The organism is Sphingomonas citri, assembly GCF_019429485.1.
Classification (GTDB): domain Bacteria; phylum Pseudomonadota; class Alphaproteobacteria; order Sphingomonadales; family Sphingomonadaceae; genus Sphingomonas; species Sphingomonas citri.
This window is the reverse complement of record NZ_JAHXZN010000001.1, coordinates 770840-784491: the sequence shown is the minus strand read 5'-3', so window position 1 is coordinate 784491 and position 13652 is coordinate 770840. Positions and strand designations below refer to the sequence as shown.

Here is a 13652-nt window from a genome sequence, read left to right as displayed (position 1 = left end):
GGAGGATCTCAGACCGCCCTCACTGCCCCGTCCACGCCGGCACGCGCTTGGTCTTCGCGAGGAAATCCGCGACGCCGCGCCGGAAATCGGCGCTGCCGTACACCTGCTCGATCAGCGGCTCGATCGCGGGCAGGCCGTCGAAGGTCATCCGCCGCAGCGTCTCCTTCGTCACCCGCGTGGTCAGCGGCGCGTTCTCCGCGGCGCGTGCGCACAGCGCCGCCACCTCGGCGTCGAGCGCGTCGCGCTCCACCACCTTGAGCAGGAAGCCGCTCGCGCGGAGCTCCTCCGCCGCGACGATCTCGCCGAGCAGCACCATCCGCCGCGCCACCGCCACGCCCACCGCGCCGCCGATCCGCGCCAGGCTCGCGGCGGAGAGGCAGTTGCCGATCGTCCGCCCGATCGGCGAGCCGAAGCGCGCGTCAGGCGTCGCCACGCGGAAGTCGCACGCCGAGCTGATGTTGAGCCCGCCGCCGACCGCCCAGCCTTCCACCACCGCTATCGTCGTGCAGGGCAAGGCGTCGATCGCGCCCATACACTCGTCGATCTCGCGTTCGTAGGCGACGCCCTGCGCCCCCTCGGCGTAGTCCGCGAACTTGGTGATGTCGGTGCCCGAGATGAACGCCTTCCCGCCGGTGCCGCGGAAGGTCACCACGCGCACGCTGGGATCGTCCGCGACCGCGCGCGCGGCGTCGCGCAGCGCCAGCCACATCGTGCCGGTCAGCGCGTTGTGCGCGGCAGGGTTGTCGAAGCGGACATGGACCGCGTCACCGTCACGCGTGACGACGATCCCGCTCACGCCACCGCCTCGGTCGCCGCGGGGAGCAGCCCGCGCTCGGCCAGCTCGCGGCGGATCTCGGCGTCATGCTCGTTGAGCAGGGGCGGGGGCAGGCGCACTTCCTGCGGCGTCCCGCGCATCTTGACGGGAAAGCCGAGCGCGCGGAACTCGCCCTCGACCGGATGCGGCACCTGCATCACCATGTCGCGCGCGACTGCCTGCTCGCTCGCCACCGCCTCCCCATAGTCGAGGATCGGCGCGGCGGGCACGCCGGCGGCGAGCAGCGCGTCGATCCACTCCTGGCTGGTACGCGTCACGAAGGTCGGCGCGAGATCGTCGATCAGCAGCTCGCGGTTCGCCACGCGCGCGGCGTTGGTGGCGTAGCGCTCGTCGTCCTGCAGCTCGGGTCGGCCGATCACCTGGAGCAGCTTGAGCCACAATCCCTGGTTCGCCGCGCCGATCACGAACCAATCGTCCGACGCGTGCACCGCCTGATAGGGTGCCGACATGCGGTTGGCCGAGCCGATCGGCGTCGGCGCACGGCCGGTGCCCCAATATTCGGTCGTTTCCCAGATCGAGAGCCCCATCGCGGCCTCGAGCAGCGACGCGTCAATATATTGCCCCTCGCCCGACGCCTGCCGCCCGATCACCGCGCTGAGGATGCCGTAGACCGAGAACAGCCCCGCGCCGAGGTCGGCCACCGCGATCGAGTTCTTGGCCGGCTCCATGCCGGGGAAGCCGTTCGAGCTGAGCACGCCCGACATCGCCTGCGCGATCAGGTCGAAGCCGGGGCGCTGCGCCCAGGGCCCGGTCTGGCCGAAGCCGGAGATGCTGGCGTAGATCAGCCGCGGGTTGAGCGCGGAAAGCGTGTCATAGTCGATGCCGAGCCGCTTCGCGACGCCGGGGCGCGCGTTCTCCACCACGATGTCCGCGGTCTGCACCAAGGCGTAGAGCACCGCGCGGTCGGCCTCGTCCTTCAGGTCGAGCGTGATGCTGCGCTTGTTGCGGTTGAGCGCGAGGAAGCCCGGGCTGTCCTCGCCCTTGAGCCGGAAGCCCATCGAATGGCGGGTCGAATCGCCGGTGCGGGGCGGTTCGATCTTGATCACGTCCGCGCCCATGTCGCCGAGCAGCATGCAGCAGAACGGTCCCGCCATCACCTGGGAGATGTCGAGCACTCTCAGGCCCTTCAGTGGCAAGTCCGGCATGTCTCTCTCCTCACGCGTCGTGCGGTCTCAACCCGCGCCGATCCGCCACAGATCATATTGTATAGGATCGAGCGGCTTGCTAGCACCGTTGAAATGACAGGACAACGTTGTGGCCGCCCGGTGCGGAACGCAACGTCGCCGAACGGGAGAGTGAAGCGTGGCGAGCAGGATCAAGCGCGCTGAGAGGCGCGTCGGGCAGGCGGGGACGCTGCTGGTCGCGGCGGTGGCGCTGGCGTCGGGCGCGGGCGCGCCGCTGCTCGCCCAGGCCAAGGGCGACTGGCAGGGCTACGGCCGCGACGAGAGCCACGCGCGCCACTCGCCGCTGACCGAGATCACGCCCGTGAACGTTGCCAAGCTGCGGCAGGTGTGGACCTATCACATGCGCCCCGCGGGCACGACGGGCGAGACGATCCCGATGCCCGACAGCGTTCCCGCCAAGTTCCGCACCGGCTTCTCGGCCTCCGAGGCGACGCCCCTGGTGGTCAAAGGGATCATGTATCTCGCCACGCCCTACAAGCGCGTCGTCGCGCTCGACGCCGCGACCGGGGCCGAGCGCTGGGTATTCCAGCTGCCCGGCAACGATCAGCCCTCTACCCGCGGCGTCGCTTACTGGCCTGGCGGCAAGGGGATCGGCGCGCGGATCGTCTTCGGCACGCGCAGCGGCAAGCTGATCGCGCTCGACGCCGCCACCGGTCAGCCCGCCGCCGGCTTCGGCACCGCGGGCGCGGTCGACATGAAGACGCCCGAGGTGATGAACGGCACGCGCGCGCCGCTCGGCATGAGCAGCCCGCCCGCGATCTACCGCGACGTCATCATCACGGGCTCGCGCGTGCAGGAGATGCCCGTGAAAGGTGCCGCCGGCGACGTGCGCGGCTGGGACGCGCGCACCGGCAAATTGCTCTGGACCTTCCACACCATCCCGCAGCCGGGCGAGCCCAATTTCGGCACCTGGGAGGGCGACAGCTGGCAGAAGCGCTCGGGCACGAACGTCTGGACCTTCGTGCTCGTCGACGACAAGCGCGGCATCGCCTATCTGCCCGTCGGCGCGCCGACGTTCGATCGCTGGGGCGGGGATCGCAAGGGGCAGAACCTCTACGGCAACTCCATCGTCGCGGTGGAGGCGGCGACGGGCAAGTACCTCTGGCACTTCCAGACCGTCCACCACGACATCTGGGACGTCGACCTGCCCAGCGCGACGCTCATCGAGGTGCGCCGCCGCGGCCGCACGATCCCCGCGATCGCGGTGATGAACAAGACCGCGATGATGTTCATCCTCGACCGCGTCACCGGCAAGCCGCTGTACGACGTGCGCGAGGTGCCAGTCCCGACCGACACCGACATCCCCGGCGAGCAGCCCTGGCCGACCCAGCCGATGCCGGTCACGCCGCCGCCGCTGGCGCGGCTGAGCTATGCCGCTACCGATCTCGTCGAGGGGCCGCCAGCGCTGCGCGCCGCGTGCGAGAAGCTGGTGGCCGATCTCACCGTCGCGCCGAGCAAGCCGTTCCAGCCGCTGCGCGCCGACAGCGCGGTCAATTTCTTCCCCGGCAGCCTCGGCGGGGTCGACTGGGGCGGGGGCGCGTTCGACCCGAAGAGCGGGCTGTACGTCGTCAACGTCAACAATCTCGCCAGCCCGCAGCAGCTCGCGCAGCAGCCCGACGGCAGCTGGGGCATGAAGGCGGGCTACGCCTATTTCCAGGACAAGGAGACCGGCCTGCCGTGCCAGAAGGGGCCATGGGGCGAGCTGGTCGCGGTGAACGTCGACACCGGCGCCGTGGCGTGGCGAAAGGTGCTGGGCACGAACGACGATCCCGCCTTCGGCGCGAATGGCGTGATCAGCGCGGGTGGACCGATCACCACTGCCAGCGGGCTGACCTTCATCGGCGCGACGCGCGACGCCACGATCCGCGCCTTTGAGACGAAGAGCGGCGCGCTGCTGTGGTCCGCGCCGTTGCCCGCCTCCAACTACGGCACGCCGATGACCTATCAGGCCGCCGACGGTCGCCAGATGGTCGCCGCGGTGGCGACCGGCGGCTTCGCCTTCCAACCCGCGACCAGCGACCAAGTTGTCGCCTTCGCCGTCCGCTGAGGATGCCTGCCATGACGCGTATCGACCCGATCGTCCGCCTCGCCGCGGGTTGCGCCGCCTTCGCCGGTACCGCGCTGCTCGGCGCGGTGGCGCTGGCGGCGCAGCAGCCCGCCGCGCCGGCCGCTGCGCCCGCGGCGGGCCCCGGGCTGGACCTGATCAACGAGCGTTGTGGCTTCTGTCACACCACCAACCAGGTCTTCACCGCGCACAAGACCGCGGCCGAGTGGCCAGCGCTGGTGCAGTCGATGATCGATCGCGGTGCGGAGCTCTCGCCCGAGGAGCAGAAGGTGATGAGCGACTATCTCGTGGCGAACTTGGCGACGGACAAGAAGGCCGGCGCGACGGGGCATTGAGGGGGACGTCTGAGCCGGAGCGCACCCGCGTTCGGAGTCGATGCTCAGCCGAGCCCCGCCCAGCGTCATCCTGGACTCGTTTCAGGATCCACCCGTCCGCACACTCAGGTGCCACGCCGCTTGCGGAACAGTGGATCCTGAGACGAGCTCAGGATGACGCTGGGCAGGGCGTGGCGAGGGCGCGAGACGGTGTGGGCGAGGCGATCGCCACCTACTACCGAGCGTAGCGCGGCAGCATCCCCGCCACCGCGGTCCGCAGCCGGTAAACGCTGGTCGACGCCGTGATGTACAGCGTGTGCCCGTCACCCGCGAAGGCGAGGTTGGCGGCGGCCTCGGGCAGTACGACACGGCCGAGTACCTTCCCAGCGGGCGAGATCACGCGGATGCCGCCCGGCCCGGTCGCCCAGACGTTGCCGCGGCGATCGACCTTGAGACCATCGGCGCCGCCGGCCCCGCCCGCGGGAAAGCTGATCAGCACACGCCGCCGAGAGATCGTCCCGCCGCGTCCGACATCGTAGGCGTAGATCATGCCCGGCGGCCCGTAATCGGTGACGTACAAGGTGCGTCCGTCCGGCGAGAAGCCGATGCCGTTGGGAAGCTTCAGGTCGGTGATCACCGGTGTCAGTTCGCCACCGGCGTAGCGGAACACGGCGTTGTACGGCAGCTGCTTGGCGGGATCGCTGTCCATGCCGTTGTACAGCCCGAACGGCGGGTCGGTGAACCACAGCGCGCCATCGGCGGCGAAGACGAGGTCGTTGGGGCTGTTGAGCCGCTTGCCGCGGTAGTCGGTGATCACCGGCGTGACGCGGCGGTTCGCATCCACGCGCACGATGCGGCGAGCGCCCATCTGCGCCATCAGCACGCTACCGTCGCGGTCGGACACCATCCCGTTGGGGCCGATGCTCTTGCCTGCGGGCGGGTTGGGGAGGCCGCCGGCATTGCCGATCAGCTCCTCGACACGGCCGGCCGGGTCGACCGCGCGCAGCGTGTCGCCGCTGACGTCGGAGAACCACAGCCGGCCGTCGTGCCACAGCGGACCCTCGGTGAAGCCGAAGCCGGTCGCGATCCGCTCGACCGCCGTGCCCGGCGCGATCAGCGAGTCGAGCGCGGGATCGAGCCGCTCGACCCGCGGACCCGTCTCTTGGGCGGCGGCGGGGGCGAGGAGCGCGAGCGGTGCGAGCAGCGCGGCCGCGAGCAGGGGGGCGGTCCGCATGCTCATACCGCGTCGGTCAGCAGGACGAGATAGTCGCGGTTGAGCACGGTGCGCTCGATCAGCGGCCAGTTGCGCTGGTGCACGTCCGAGCGGATCCACACCTGTCGCTGCTCCTCGCTCTCATAGGTGAGCTGGAAGCGATAGTTCACCCCGGCGGGCGGCGTCGGCTGGCCCTGGATCACGCTGCGGAGTTTGAGCATCTTGAGGTCGATGAAGCCGCGACCGCGGAAGCTCTGCGCCGCGGGGAGGAAATGCTGGTGGAAGGCGTCGAGCATCTCCTGCTCGCGCGCGGGGTCGACCGCGAGATCGCAGTAGAGCACGATCGGCTTGCGCATCGGCGCGGCGGCACGCGCGGCGGCTGGCACGGTCGAGCCGGCCCCTATTGCGGCGATCAGTTGCAGGAGCGAGCGGCGTTGCATCGGCAGGTCCTTTCCGAGGATCAGCGTGAGGGAAGCGAGGCGGCGTAGGCGGCCTTGGCGGCGAGATCGCGCGCCACGCCGACCACCATCAGCTCGAGCGGCGCGGCACCGGTGGCGCGCAGCGTACGCGCGGCGCCGACCTCGACCGGTAGCGCGTCGCCGGCGCGCAGCGGCGCCTGCTCGCCCGCGACCCGCGCCTCGCCCGCGCCGGCGATGACATAGACCATCTCGCTGATGCCCGGCGCGGCGGCGCCGTCGAGCGCGGCGCCGGGGGGTACCAGCACATGGTCGACGAATGCCCAGGGCGTGGTGAAGACCTCGGGCCCCAGCAGCCGGCGCGTGCGGACCGCGCCCTGCGGCTTGAGCCTATCGCGATCGAACCTCACCGCGGCGAACTGCGCGACGCGGTCGAGCGTCGCGCCCTCGCGCGAGTCGCCGAGGTCGAGATTGTCGTAGCGCTTCGTCTGGCCGACGTTGATGTTGAGCCACTGCACCGGCCGGTCGGAGGCGTTGTACAGCGCGTGCGCGTGGCCCATGCGGTCGGGCACCGCCGCTGGTCCGGCGATCGTGGCGGTGCGGCCATCCACGGTGAACTGCGCCTCGCCGTCGAGGATGACGAACATCTCCTCGCACTGGTGGTGGAAGTGCTGACCGATCCCGCTGTGCGGCGAGATCACGCCGCGGTGGACGAAGATCAGGTTGGTCGAGAGCGCGTCGGCACCGAGCAGCGGCGCGAAGGCCATGGTCCCGGCGCCGTCGTGCACCTTGGCGAGCTGACGGTAGCGGGCCGGATCGGTGTGGCCGACGCGCTCCGCCAGCGGCCGCGGCGCGGGCGCCTGCTGCGCGGTCGCGGAGCCGGCCAGCGCCAGCGTGAGTAGCATCGCACGGCGTGCGAGCGATCTGGTCGCTTTCACCCTCTCTCCCTTTCTCGCGCCCGACTTCGCCGGGCTTTACGCACGCTTACATCGGCTCTACACAGAATCATATAGGATATAATGCGGTGACAAGGCCGCGCGTCCGGGAGAGCGGTGATGACGGGAGCGGGGCGGAGCAACGTCCGGGTGAAGCTGGTCGCGATGCTGTTCGTCATCAGCGCGATCGCCTTCCTCGATCGCACCAATATCTCCGTCGCCGGCGTGCAGATGCGGCAGGAGTATGAGATCGACCAAATTCGGCTCGGCTGGGTCTTCAGCGCCTTCCTGATCGGCTATGCTGCGTTCCAGGTGCCGGCGGGATGGCTCGCCGCCCGCATCGGGCCGCGCCGGCTGCTGACGCTCGCTCTGCTGTGGTGGGGCGTGTTCAGCGTCGCCACCGCCTGGGTGCCGCCCGGCAGCGCGCACGCGATCACGCTGCTGATGCTGGTCCGCTTCGGGCTCGGCATCGGCGAGGCGGCGGTCTATCCCTCGGGCAATCAGTTCGTCTCGCGCTGGGTACCGGCACAGGAGCGCGGCAAGGCCAACGGCCTGATCTTCGCGGGCGTCGGCGCGGGCTCGGGGCTGACCCCGCCGCTGATCAGCGCGGTCATCGCTTATGGCGGCTGGCGCGCCTCCTTCTACGTCTGCGCGCTGATCGGCCTCGCCGCGGCGATCGTGTGGTTCGCCATCGCACGCGACCGGCCGCAGGACCATATCGCGGTGAACGCGGCCGAGCTCGCGCACATCGAGTCCGGGCTGCCCGGCGAGCCCGAGGGCGCCGCCGGTCCGATCCCGTGGCGCGCGATCCTGACGAGCCGCGCGGTGTGGGGCTTGTTCCTCAGCTATTTCGCGTTCGGCTACGTGATCTGGATCTTCTTTAGCTGGTTCTTCATCTATCTCGCCGAGGCACGCGGACTGGATCTGAAGTCGAGCGCTCTCTTCGGCATGGCGCCGTTCTTGGCGATGACGGTCGGCTGCCTCGCCGGCGGCGTGATCAACGACGCGATATCGCGTCGCCACGGTCTCTACTGGGGGCGTTCGGGACTGGCGATGCTGTCCTTCGCGCTGACCGCCTTGTTCCTGCTGGTCGGCTCGCAGGTCGACAGCGCACCGCTTGCGGTGCTGACGCTCGCGCTGGGCGGGGGTGCGATCTACCTGTCGCAGAGCTCCTTCTGGTCGGTCACCGCGGACATCGCGGGGCGTCACACCGGCGTGGTGTCGGGGCTGATGAACGTCGGCTGTCAGGTCGGCGGCGCGCTCACCGCCTCGCTGACGCCGTGGATCGCGGCGCGCTACGGCTGGGCCGCGGCGTTCGGCACGGGTGCGGCGGTGGTGGTGCTCGGCATCGCCGCCTGGGCGATCGTCGACCCGCGCCGGCTGATCGGCGCCGAGCGTGCGCCGCGCCAAGATACCGCGGTCGCCGCGGCTTAATGACACGACAGAGGAAGGGAGCGACCATGATCCATCTGACTCGACGCCGCGCGCGCGTCGCCGCGGCGGCCGCCGCGGCGCTGGTACTCACCGCGCAGGCGCCGCGCCCGGCGCCGCCCGCGCCGGTCGAGATGTGGGTGCCCAAGAAGACGCCCTTCGCCGCCTATGACTCGCCCAATCGGCCGTGGTGGAAGCTCGCCGACGTGCTCGCGCTCCATCGCGGCGCCAGCGACTGGTCGCAGCCGATCGTGCGCAACCGCGATCTCGTCGCCGACTGGCACCAACAGGGAGCCGGCAAGCGGACGACCGAGATGGCCTACTCGGACAATCGCACCGCGATCATCGTATGGAGCGGGCAGCTGCGCGTCGCCATCGCGGGGCAGCCGAGCTTCGTCGCGAGCAAGGGCTTCGAGGTCGACGTGCCGCTGCGCGTCCCCTTCACGCTCGAGACCGTCGGCGACCAGCCGGCCTTGTGGTTCGAGATCCATGCCGCGACGGACATGCGGCTCTATCCGGTGGCGAGCACCACCGAGCGGCCGCGCGACGTCGCCGGCTTCCACTATGAGCGGCGGCTGGCATCGGGCGGGGCGGGCACGCCCGACGAGATCAATCCCTTGTACCTCGATTACTACAAGGACGTGGTCCAGGGCGGCGCGCGCGCCACCGCCTTCGTCGCCACGCAGCACCTTTTCGTGAACAACATCCGCGGTCGCGCCACGCCGACGCCGCCATCCTCCAACCTCGGCCACTTCCACGTCGGCTACGACGAGTTCTGGTTCGTGATGGAGGGCAACGTCGACCTCCAGATCGAGGGCGAACCGCTGATCAAGGCGGCTGCCCCCGGCGACGTGCTGACCGCCAAACAGGGCCGTTGGCACCGCGCCAGCTTCGGCGGCCCGGCGGGGCAGATGGGGACGCGCGTGGCGGTGAATCCCTATCCGATGGGACTGCACGGCTATAGCGTCGAGTCGCGCGGCCGGCAGTAGAGTTCGGGCTGCGTCGTCACACGCTCGTCGAAGCCGTCATCCCGGGCTTAAGCCGCGATCCATGGTCCAGCGCTAACAACGGTCGCGGCGTTCGCGGGACCTCGGATCCGGGGTCAAGCCCGGAAGTGTCGCGCGCTTATCGCGCGCGCGCAGGAGCTCAGCGTCAAGAGCGAAGCGCCTGCGCCCTTTGCTACGGCGTTCGCCGGAGCACGGGCGGCGCTCAGCGCATCGGCGGTGCGGTCGACTCACGCTCCACCAGCATATGGTCGAGCACGCGCGCGACGCAGCGCGGCCCCTTGCCTTGCGCCGCGCGCATCTCGTCGATCAGCAGCCGCAGCGCCTCGCCCGCGAGCTCCTGGACGGGCTGGCGGATCGTCGTCAGTGGCGGCCACAAGGTGGTGGCGGCGATGCTGTCGTCCATGCCAGCGACGGTGAGGTCGCGCGGCACGTCGAGGTGGCGGCGATGCGCGACCGAGACGACCGCGGCGGCCATGTCGTCGTTGCTGGCGAAGATCGCGCTGGGCGGCGCGGCGGCGTCGAGCAGGCGCTCGCCCGCGACCAGCCCCGAGGCGTAGCTGAAGTCGCCCTGCGCCACGCAGGTTTCCACCCCGGCCTCGCGCGCCGCCTCGCTGAAGCCGGCGAGCCGCTCGGCGCTGGCGGTCTGGTCGGGGTTGCCAACGATGAAGCCGAGCCGGCGGTGGCCGAGCGCGATCAGGTGGCGCGTCATGTCGTGTGCGGCGCGGCGATCGTCGATGCCGACCGAGATGGCGTCGGCCACGCGCCCCGCCACCACCGCCAGCGGCAGCCCGGCATCGCGCAGGATCTGCCGCACCGCGTCCGACTCGCCCAGCGGCGGCGTCAGGATTACGCCGCCGATCCCGGAGGCGATCAGCTGCTCGATCTCTTCATGGGTCGGCACGCCGCCCTGCTTGCCCTTGAGCAGGATCAGCTGCGCCGCACGCGCCGAAGCCTCCTCGAACACGCCGGCGAGGAAGCCGCTCATGAAGGCGGCACTGGGGTTGGCATAGATCACCCCGATGCGCAGCTCGCGCGAGGTGACGAGACTGCGCGCCGAGAGGTTGGGGGTGTAGTTAAGCTCGCGGATCGTGGCGTTGACCAGGACCCGCGTCTCCTCGCGCACGCCCGGGTCGCCGTTGATCACGCGCGAGACCGTCATCGGCGACACGCCGGCCTGTTTGGCCACATGGATGATCGTCACCCCGCGGCGACGTCCTCTCGGCTGGGGCACGACGATCCTTGCCTCCGCGTCGTCGATCGCCGACGGCGCCTCCTGCGAACCGACCTGCATCGACGCGGGAGGGTGCGTCAATGGTATCGGTCGCGGCGCGATCTGCTAGCGAGCGCTTGTCAGCGGCGGGTCCGTCCGCGTACGACATGGCTGGTAACGTTACCGAGGAGGGCGGGTGGCGCGATTCCCCTACGTGCGCTGGACGATCATCGCGCTGTTCGTCGGCGCGATGGTGATCAACTATCTCGCGCGCAGCGTGCTGGGCGTTGCCGCGCCCGCGATCATGGCCGAGCAGTCGATCTCCTCGGCGCAATATTCCTGGATCACCGGCGCATTCCAGCTCGGCATCATGTTCCAGCCGGTGGCCGGCTATCTGCTCGACGTCATCGGGTTGAAGATCGGCTTGACCCTGTTCGTGGCGCTATGGTCGCTGATCACCGTCGGGCACGGTCTGGCGACCGGCTGGCTCGGCTTCGCCGGTCTGCGCGGCGCGCTCGGGCTGGTCGAGGGCTCGGCCCAGCCCGCCGGCATGAAGGTGGTGGCGGAGTGGTTCCCCGCGCGCGAGCGCGGCGTCGCCGGCGGGATCTACCAGATCGGTGCCTCGTTCGGCGCGGTGTTCGCGCCGCCGCTAGTTGCCTGGGCGGTGTTCCATCACAGCTGGCGCGCCGCCTTCTTTGTCGCGGGTGGACTGGGGCTGCTATGGGTGGTGGCCTGGCTGCTGTGGTACGCACCGCCCGCACGCCACCGGCTGATCTCGGCGGATGAGCGACAGCTGATCGCGGACGGGCAGGAGGCGGCGCTGGCGAAGCATCGCCGCCGGCCGCCGCTCGGCGAGCTGCTGCGTCGGCGCAACCTGTGGGCCATCGCCGGCGCGCGCTTCCTCGCCGATCCGGTGTGGGGCATGCTGTCGCTGTGGATGCCCTTGTACCTCGTCCAGGCGCGCCATTTCGACCTCAAGCAGATCGCGCTCTTCGCCTGGCTGCCCTTCCTCGCCGCCGACCTCGGCTGCCTGTTCGGCCCGGCCGTGGTCGCCTGGCTGCAGCGCCGCGGGGTCAACCTGATCGACGCCCGGCGCGGCGCCTTCACGCTGGGCGCGGTGCTGATGACGGGCATGATCTTCGTCGGCACGGTGACCAGTCCCATCGCGGCGGTGGGGCTGTTGTGCCTCGGCGGCTTCGCGCACCAGACGCTGTCGGTTACCGTGATCACGATGGTGTCCGACCTCTTCCCGCAGGACCAGGTGGCGACCGCGACCGGCATCTCGGGGACGGCCGCCAACCTCGGCGTGCTGATCTTCACCCTGGTGCTGGGCGCGCTGGTCGATCAGGTCGGCTACCAGCCCTTCTTCATCCTGCTCGGCCTGCTCGACCTCGTCGGCGCCGCGCTGCTCTGGACGAACATTCGAAAGCCGTCATGATCATCCGCAATCCCATCCTGCGCGGGTTCAATCCCGACCCGTCGATCGTCCGCGTCGGCGCGGATTATTACCTCGCCACCTCGACCTTCGAGTGGTTCCCCGGCGTGCAGATCCACCACTCGCGCGACCTCGCCGACTGGCGACTGGTGGCGCGGCCGCTGCACCGCGCCACGCAGATCGACCTGCGCGGCGACCCCGATTCCTGCGGTGTCTGGGCCGCCGACCTCAGTCACGCCGACGGCCGCTTCCACCTCGTCTACACCGACGTGAAGCGTTACGGCCGCACCACGGTGGGCGGCGCGGCGGGCGTGTCGCTGCGCGACTTCCACAATTACTGGGTGTCGAGCGATCGGATCGACGGCGACTGGTCCGATCCCGTCCATCTCAACAGCAGCGGTTTCGACCCGGCCTTGTTCCACGACGACGATGGGCGCAGCTGGCTGCTCAACATGCTGTGGGACCATCGCCCCGGCCGCGGCCGCTTCGGTGGGATCGTGGCGCAGGAGCTGGATCGCGCCGCCGGCCGCCTGATCGGCGAGCGCCGCGTCATCTTCGACGGTACCGAGCTGGGCTTCACCGAGGGGCCGCATCTCTACAAGCGCGACGGCTGGTATCATCTCCTCGTCGCCGAGGGCGGCACCGAGCGCAACCACGCGGTGGTGATGGCGCGCGCGCGCACGTTGTTCGGCCCCTACGAGCCGCATCCCGACGGCCCGGTGCTCACCGCCAAGGATCGCCCGCACGCGCCCTTGCAGCGGACCGGCCACGGCGACCTGGTCGATGCGCCCGACGGCACCACTTGGCTCACCTATCTGTGCGGGCGTCCGCTACCCGCGAGCGACCGCTGCGTGCTGGGGCGCGAGACCGCGATCCAGCCGATGCGCTGGGACGAGGACGGCTGGCTGCGCACGCTGAACGGCGACGCCCTGCCGGTCGACACGATCGGCACGGCCACGGGCGCGCGCGCGCCGGTGTGCGAGCGCGACGATTTCACCGGCGCGGTGCTGCCGCACGCCTTCCAATGGCTGCGGACGCCCTATCCCGAGCAGATCTTCAGCCTCACCGCGCGGCCGGGCTGGCTGCGACTGCACGGGCGCGAGACGATCGGGAGCCACTTCACCCAGGCGCTGGTCGCGCGTCGTCCGCTCGCCTTCCGCTACGCCGCGGAGACCCTGCTCGACTATGCCCCCACCAACTTCCAGCAGGCTGCGGGCCTCGTATGCTATTACAATGCGACCAAATTCCACTTCCTCCATCTCACCGTCGGCGACGCGGGCGAGCGGCTGGCGCAGGTGCTCTCGGTGCTACCGCTCGACGAAGGCGTCAGCACGGTGAGCGCGCCGGTTGCGGTCGGCGCGGGGCCGGTGACGCTGCGCGTGGAGGTCGACCACGAGCGGCTGCGCTTCGCGGTGCGTGCCGAGGATGAGGCAGAGTGGACGTGGCTACCCGAGACCTTCGCCGCCGATCTGCTCTCCGACGAGGCCACCTTGCCCGGCCTGCCCAATTTCACGGGAACGTTCATCGGTATGGCGTGCCAGGACATGGCGGGCACAGGGCAGCCGGCCGACTTCCGCTATTTCCACTATCTCGAGGAGTGACGCGGG

At 70.3% G+C, this 13652-nt stretch carries 12 protein-coding genes; 6 read left to right on the top strand and 6 right to left on the bottom strand.

Annotated elements, in window-relative coordinates; all coding sequences use genetic code 11:
- Nucleotides 1-19: 19 nt before the first annotated feature.
- Nucleotides 20-796 (bottom strand): enoyl-CoA hydratase, encoded by a 777-nt coding sequence (locus tag KZ820_RS03830; protein ID WP_219747322.1) that lies wholly within the window; start codon nt 794-796, stop codon nt 20-22.
- A complete protein-coding gene (locus KZ820_RS03825; protein WP_219747321.1) occupies nt 793-1980 on the bottom strand; it encodes a CaiB/BaiF CoA transferase family protein in 1188 nt (395 codons plus the stop codon). Before KZ820_RS03825 ends, KZ820_RS03830 begins: the two co-directional genes overlap by 4 nt.
- 157 nt (nt 1981-2137) lie before the next feature.
- Here KZ820_RS03825 and KZ820_RS03820 point away from each other — a divergent pair, with 157 nt between their 5' ends.
- Both KZ820_RS03820 and KZ820_RS03815 read left to right on the top strand, forming a co-directional pair.
- On the top strand, nt 2138-4066 hold the full coding sequence (locus KZ820_RS03820) for an outer membrane protein assembly factor BamB family protein (RefSeq protein WP_219747320.1): 1929 nt from the start codon (nt 2138-2140) through the stop codon (nt 4064-4066).
- A gap of 11 nt (nt 4067-4077) precedes the next feature.
- The gene (locus KZ820_RS03815; RefSeq protein ID WP_258047719.1) at nt 4078-4419 is read left to right on the top strand and encodes a hypothetical protein; all 342 of its coding nucleotides are present in this window, start codon (nt 4078-4080) and stop codon (nt 4417-4419) included.
- Nucleotides 4420-4633: 214 nt separating this feature from the next.
- On the opposite strand, the gene KZ820_RS03810 is transcribed toward KZ820_RS03815, so the two are convergent.
- From KZ820_RS03810 to KZ820_RS03800, 3 genes are read right to left on the bottom strand one after another with little or no spacing between them, the layout of a single operon-like run.
- Complete coding sequence (locus KZ820_RS03810) at nt 4634-5632, bottom strand: SMP-30/gluconolactonase/LRE family protein (RefSeq protein ID WP_258047718.1); 999 nt, start codon at nt 5630-5632, stop codon at nt 4634-4636.
- A gap of 2 nt (nt 5633-5634) precedes the next feature.
- Entirely contained in the window at nt 5635-6051 is a 417-nt protein-coding gene (locus KZ820_RS03805; protein ID WP_219747318.1) for a hypothetical protein, read from the bottom strand.
- 20 nt (nt 6052-6071) lie between these two features.
- Nucleotides 6072-6965: a cupin domain-containing protein gene (locus KZ820_RS03800; RefSeq protein WP_308462116.1), complete on the bottom strand. Its 894-nt coding sequence runs from the start codon at nt 6963-6965 to the stop codon at nt 6072-6074.
- A 117-nt stretch (nt 6966-7082) separates the two neighbouring features.
- Between KZ820_RS03800 and KZ820_RS03795 the strand changes: the two genes are divergently transcribed.
- Both KZ820_RS03795 and KZ820_RS03790 read left to right on the top strand, forming a co-directional pair.
- Nucleotides 7083-8396, top strand: a complete 1314-nt coding sequence (locus KZ820_RS03795; protein ID WP_219747317.1) for an MFS transporter — start codon at nt 7083-7085, stop codon at nt 8394-8396.
- Between the two features lie 26 nt (nt 8397-8422).
- Nucleotides 8423-9382: a cupin domain-containing protein gene (locus KZ820_RS03790; RefSeq protein WP_219747316.1), complete on the top strand. Its 960-nt coding sequence runs from the start codon at nt 8423-8425 to the stop codon at nt 9380-9382.
- Between the two features lie 220 nt (nt 9383-9602).
- Here KZ820_RS03790 and KZ820_RS03785 read toward each other — a convergent pair whose 3' ends face one another.
- Nucleotides 9603-10586, bottom strand: coding sequence for a LacI family DNA-binding transcriptional regulator (locus tag KZ820_RS03785; RefSeq protein WP_308462115.1), 984 nt, complete (start codon nt 10584-10586; stop codon nt 9603-9605).
- A gap of 220 nt (nt 10587-10806) precedes the next feature.
- Here KZ820_RS03785 and KZ820_RS03780 point away from each other — a divergent pair, with 220 nt between their 5' ends.
- Nucleotides 10807-12048, top strand: coding sequence for an MFS transporter (locus KZ820_RS03780; protein ID WP_308462114.1), 1242 nt, complete (start codon nt 10807-10809; stop codon nt 12046-12048).
- Nucleotides 12045-13646 carry a glycoside hydrolase family 43 protein gene (locus tag KZ820_RS03775; protein ID WP_219747315.1) on the top strand — a complete coding sequence of 534 codons (1602 nt, stop codon included), beginning with the start codon at nt 12045-12047 and terminating at the stop codon, nt 13644-13646. The genes KZ820_RS03780 and KZ820_RS03775 overlap by 4 nt, the downstream gene beginning before the upstream one ends.
- Nucleotides 13647-13652: the final 6 nt, after the last annotated feature.